Genomic DNA, 5,975 nt, shown 5'->3' on the forward strand with positions numbered 1-5,975 from the left:
TTTAAATATAATCTAACCGGAGTGATTTATTTAACGAACGAAAATTAATCAGATTTATGGCCGACTGGTTATTTCAGAGAATGCTTGAAAATTAATATTTCTACATCATTGTTGCGGTGCGGAAATAAATTTGTCGTGTGTTTCAGAGTAATCGCGGTGGCAGCGTGATGACAGGCTGCTATCTTTCAAAGATTCTGTTTTTACAGCTGGTTATTCTGGAACACGTAAATATGCTCTTTCGTAAAGAGGTGAATGAACATCAGCAAAGCCACTGGGCGGGCAAGGCTTTATTACTCGCAGGGTGGCCTTTATGGATTGTGACGACACTTACCGCCCTTTTCCTGTTTGCTTTACTGATGTTCCTTATCTTTGCAAATTATACACGCCGCATTAACGTCAGCGGTGAAATCATCACTCAGCCGCACAGCATTAATTTATTCAGTCCTGAGCAGGGCGTGGTGACAAAATTATATGTCGACACCGGTAAACCCGTAAAAAAGGGCCAGCCACTCTATGAAATCGATGTCAGCCGCGTGACACAGGCGGGGAATGTCAGCACCACCACACTTGCCGCGATTAAAAAGCAGCGCGAACAGATAGATTCCATTATCGCTCAGCTGGAACACAATAAGCAGGAAACGCTGCAAAATTTGCAACAGCAACTCGATCAGTATCAGAAAGCACATGAAGTCTCACAAAGCATGGTGGATTCGGCTCAGGAAGGGCTGGATGCCATGAAAAAAAGTATGCAGAACTACGGGGCATATCAGAAGAAGGGCCTGATCAATACTGATCAGCTGAATAATCAGCGCTACCTGTTTTATCAGCAACAGACATCGTTTCAGAGCCTGAATACCCAGGCGATTCAGGAAGCGTTGCAGATTACCAATCTGCGCAGTGAGCTGGTCACGCGGGCAGCGGAGTTCGATAACCAGATTTCGCAATACGGCTACCAGCGCAATGACCTTGAGCGACAACTGGCACAGGCCGATGCCAAAGGTTCCTTGCTGATCACCGCGCCGACCTCCGGCAAAATCTCCTCACTGAGCGTCACGCCCGGCCAGATGGTTAACGCGGGCGACAGCCTTGCGCAACTGGTACCAGCCAGTAATTCCCCGTTCTTCCTCGTTGCCTGGCTGCCCAATGAAAGCGTGCCTTACGTGAAAGCGGGCGAGCACATTAATATTCGCTATGAAGCTTATCCGTTTGAGAAATATGGCCAGTTCCCGGGTACGGTGCAGTCGATTTCTTCGGCACCGGTTTCTGAACAGGAACTGAATTCCTACGCCAGCGCGCCACGAACGCCTAACGGCACGGTCAGCGGGCCGTATTACAAAGTGATTGTTTCACTGGATAAAAAAGCCATGAACTGGCACGGCGAGACGCTGAATTTATCCAGCGGCATGAAAGCCGAATCGACATTATTCCTGGAGAAGAGGCCGTTGTATCAATGGATGCTGTCTCCGTATTACAGCATGAAGAAGAGCGTGGTGGGGCCAATCAATGAATCTCGATAACGTACGGGAGCTGGCTGACCGCCTGCACTTTAGCTGGCGTCACCGTGTGCCGCAGATTATTCAAACAGAGGCTGCCGAGTGCGGGCTGGCCAGTCTGGCGATGGTCTTTGGCTATCACGGCAAACACGTTGATTTACAGAGTCTGCGACAGCGTTACGGCATTTCTTCACGCGGCGCGACGCTGCGTACGCTGATGGATATCGCCACGGCCAATGAGATGAAGTCCCGCGCACTAAAGCTGGATATCGATGAGCTGAATGCGCTGAAAACGCCGTGTATTTTGCACTGGGATCTCAATCACTTCGTGGTACTTGTTGGTGTGAAACAGGGCAAAGTGATTATTCACGATCCGGCCTTTGGCCGTCGTTCGCTTGGCATGCGTGAAGTGTCTGAACATTTTACCGGCGTGGCGCTGGAACTGTGGCCGGACAACGGTTTTACCTCGGAGAAACCACGCGTCAGACTGGATTTGCGCAAAATGATGGGCAACGTCAGCGGGCTTATTCCGGCGCTGACCAAAATCTTCTGCCTCTCGCTGATGATCGAATCGGTCAATCTGTTGCTGCCGGTCGGGATGCAACTGGTAATGGACCATGTGATCCCGGCCAAAGACCCGGATTTACTGACACTGATTTGCCTCGGCTTACTGTTTTTCATCATTTTCCGCACCGGCGTCAGTATGTTACGTGCCTGGACATCGCTGGTGATGAGTACGCTGATTGATGTGCAATGGAAAGCCCGGCTGTTTGACCATCTGATGAAACTGCCACTCGATTATTTCGAAAAACGCAAACTCGGTGACATTCAGTCGCGTTTTACTTCGCTCGACACGTTGCGTACCACGCTGACCACCAATGTGGTGAACAGTATTATTGACGGCATTATGTCGGTCGGATTAATTGTCATGATGGTGCTGTACGGTGGCTGGCTGATCTGGGTGATCCTGGGTTTTACCGCGATTTATGTGGTTTTCCGCCTGGCAACCTACAACGCATACCGGCAGGTTTCAGAAGAGCAGATTGTAAAAGGTGCGCGTGCCGGTTCGCACTTTATGGAAACCCTGTACGGCATCAGCACGCTGAAAGCGCTCGGTTTATCGAAATCCCGCGCCAATTTCTGGCTGAATCTGAACATTGATAACGCCAATGCGACGGTGCGCAAAACCAAGTTTGAAATGATGTTTACCGGCGGCAACACGCTGATCGCCACCCTCGATCAGGTCGCGTTGCTGTGGCTTGGGGCGACGCAGGTCATCGACGGCCATATGACGCTCGGGATGTTTGTTGCGTTCAATACGTATCGCGGTCAGTTTTCCGAACGTGCGGCCAATCTGCTGAACATGGTATTACAGTTGCGGATGCTTTCCCTGCACCGCGACCGTATCGCCGATATTGCGCTGACCGACACCGAAAAGTCGCTGCCGGAGCGCGAATTGTTGCGCGCGGGCGAGGCAGCTTCGCTGGAGGTGCGGGATCTGGTTTTCCAGTACGACAGCCTTTCCGCGCCGCTGATCAACGGACTGAACCTGTCAGTCGCGGCCGGTGAAAGCGTGGCCATTACCGGGCCGTCGGGGCAGGGTAAAACCACACTGATGAAAATTATGACCGGTTTGCTCACGCCGACCGAAGGGCGGATCCTGATCAACGGCATGGATATCACCACCGCCGGGCTGAACAATTACCGCAGCTGCATCGCCTGTGTATTACAAGATGATACGTTGTTCGCCGGATCTATCGCCGAGAATATTGCCAGCTTCGACGAACAGAAAGATGAGGCGCGTATTGTCGATTGTGCACGCCGTTGTAATATTCACGACGATATCGAACGGATGCCGATGGGCTATGAAACGCTGATCAGTGAACTGGGTGGCAGCCTGTCCGGCGGGCAGAAACAGCGTTTGCTGATTGCCCGTGCACTGTACCGTCGTCCGGCGATATTGTTTCTCGACGAGGCGACCAGCCATCTGGATCTGGATAACGAACTGCGGATTAATCAGGCGATCAGTGAACTGGATATTACGCGGATATTTATCGCGCACCGGCCTTCTACCATTGCGTCAGCCGATCGCGAGATAAAACTGGGGTAGGAATCCGTCATCCTCCGGGCCGCCCTGATGCGAACGGGAGGATTCAGTGAACCGGCCGATTGTTGAGGTAAAATTGTGGCCGGTGTTACATCTGCTCACGGAAAGTTCATCATTTGTTTAAAAGTTATTATAAAATACTGGCTCCATCGTCTGACGGCGCTGCATTGCCTCCTGCCGTCTGAACTGTCTGCGCTCCTGTTTCTCAAAAATATCAGTGCAACAGATTAATTTTTAGGAGTTTTCATGTCGAATCAGTTCCCGAGCTCACGCCTTCGTCGCCTGAGACAGTCCGAATCCCTGCGCACGCTTTTTCAGGAAACCGAATTTAGCGTCAATGATCTGGTACTGCCGATTTTCGTAGAAGAAGAAACCTCTGAATACGTACCCATCGAAGCCATGCCCGGCGTACTGCGCATCCCTGAATCCCGTCTGGCGTTTGAAATCGAACGCTACGCCCGTGCCGGTATCCGCTCGGTGATGACGTTTGGTATTTCGCATCACATGGATGCTACCGGCAGTGATACCTGGAATGAAAACGGTCTGGTCGCGCGTATGGCGCGTATCTGCAAAGACACCGTGCCTGAAATGATCGTCATGTCCGACACCTGTTTCTGCGAATACACTTCACATGGCCATTGCGGTGTGCTGCATGACCACGGTGTGGATAACGACGCAACCCTGATCAACCTTGGCAGGCAGGCTGTGGTAGCCGCCGCCGCCGGGGCAGATTTCATCGCGCCATCCGCCGCTCAGGACGGTCAGGTGCAGGCCATCCGCAGTGCGCTTGATGAAGCCGGATTTATCGATACCTCGATCATGGCCTATTCCACCAAGTTCGCGTCTTCGCTGTACGGACCTTTCCGTGAAGCGGGCGGCAGCGTGCTCAAAGGCAACCGCAAGCAATATCAGATGAACCCGATGAACCGCCGCGAAGCCGTGCGTGAATCGTTGCTGGATGAGCAGGAAGGTGCAGATGCGCTGATGGTGAAACCGGCTGGCGCGTATCTGGATGTGATCCGTGATATCCGTGAAGCCTCCCGTCTGCCACTGGCGGCGTATCAGGTCAGCGGTGAATACGCGATGATCAAGTTCGCCGCACAAGCCGGTGCTATCGATGAGCGTGCCGTGGTGCGCGAAAGTCTTGGTGCGATCAAACGTGCAGGCGCAGATATTATCCTGACCTATTTTGCCATGGATATTGCTGAAAACGGGCTGTAATTTCTTTTTATGCTTCAAACGAAAAACCGGGCTTCCGCCCGGTTTTTTGCATTACAAAAGCTTAACGGGAAGGGCATACGAATCTGCGGTTTTTGGTTGCCGGGTGGGACTCGAACCAGACCCGGCCACTGTGAAGGGTTGTCCCCGGCGCGGTGGTGGCCGGTGTTAAACCCAACACAAACAGCTGTGAATATTCGCCTGCCACTCTCTGTTCAGGATTACTGCTGGTTTCGAGATCAACATAAGTATAACCGGATGGATGATCACGGTTAAATGACCATATACCGATAAAACTCAACGGGTTAAGCTTAGCAAACCGTGTAAGGGTATTGACATCGTCCAGTTTGAACATGCTGGCATCATCGTTGAGACCAATCATTGGCGTAACGGCCACTTTGGCCAGGCGCCGGGCTTCGGAAAGATCAGGGTAAAGAAGCAGCAATTGTGTACTGATGCTCAGTGCCGCCTCTACAGCAGCTCTGCCCATATCCGTTTGTGTTGCCGGGTCATTATCCGGATCGCCATAATCCATCGCCATACCATTGACACTAAACTCCAGACCCGCATTTTTTGCCAGCCTGAGGATCTCCACACCGCTCAGATTCAGGCCGGTAGGCAGGGTCGGCAGGGTAAAACTGATGGCAACGTCAGGCCTGAGGCTGACAACTCTTTTCAGAGCCGCACATATTTTAGCGGCATCAAACAGCCCGTTTTCCAGATCGAAATCCAGCCCTTTAGCTCCGTACATGTCTATAGTGGCAATGTAGATCTCTTCAAGTTCCACGATACTGAAATGGGTGGAGATATCGGAATTGGCGGCCCCGCCAAATGAGATGATGACAGAAAGCCCGGCGCTGTTAAGCTCATCCGCCAGCGGCAGTGCCCACTCTAAAGGCATGGCAGAACTTGCCGCCCAGCACGGGGTATTGGTTTCCGTATCCAGTGTCAGAAACCCAAAAATTAACCCGTCAATTTTCCACCTGAGGGCCTGTTCGTAATAAATGGGATTAGGTCTGCCATTCGGATATTGTTGCCAGTCACTCCACAACGCATTAATAGTGACATCAATAAAAGGTAAATAAGAATTTGACATGATATTTCCTTAATAAATTAATAGGGATTGAGGATTAACAGTCAGGGTTTATCTACTGCGG

At 51.6% G+C, this 5,975-nt stretch carries 4 protein-coding genes; 3 read left to right on the forward strand and 1 reads right to left on the reverse strand.

Annotation, left to right across the window (positions count from 1 at the left end; translation table 11 throughout):
• The first annotated feature begins 230 nt into the window (after positions 1-230).
• From J1785_RS04210 to hemB, 3 genes are all read left to right on the forward strand, one after another.
• Entirely contained in the window at positions 231-1,517 is a 1,287-nt protein-coding gene (locus J1785_RS04210) for an HlyD family secretion protein (protein WP_129951661.1), read from the forward strand.
• Positions 1,504-3,603, forward strand: coding sequence for a peptidase domain-containing ABC transporter (locus tag J1785_RS04215; protein WP_129951660.1), 2,100 nt, complete (start codon positions 1,504-1,506; stop codon positions 3,601-3,603). Before J1785_RS04210 ends, J1785_RS04215 begins: the two co-directional genes overlap by 14 nt.
• A 243-nt stretch (positions 3,604-3,846) precedes the next feature.
• Complete coding sequence (gene hemB / locus J1785_RS04220) at positions 3,847-4,821, forward strand: porphobilinogen synthase (RefSeq protein WP_129990419.1); 975 nt, start codon at positions 3,847-3,849, stop codon at positions 4,819-4,821.
• 61 nt (positions 4,822-4,882) lie between these two features.
• On the opposite strand, the gene J1785_RS04225 is transcribed toward hemB, so the two are convergent.
• Complete coding sequence (locus J1785_RS04225) at positions 4,883-5,914, reverse strand: glycoside hydrolase family 18 protein (protein ID WP_129951658.1); 1,032 nt, start codon at positions 5,912-5,914, stop codon at positions 4,883-4,885.
• Positions 5,915-5,975: the final 61 nt, after the last annotated feature.

Origin of the sequence: Rahnella perminowiae (assembly GCF_019049755.1) — a bacterium.
GTDB classification, from domain to species: Bacteria; Pseudomonadota; Gammaproteobacteria; order Enterobacterales; family Enterobacteriaceae; genus Rahnella; species Rahnella perminowiae.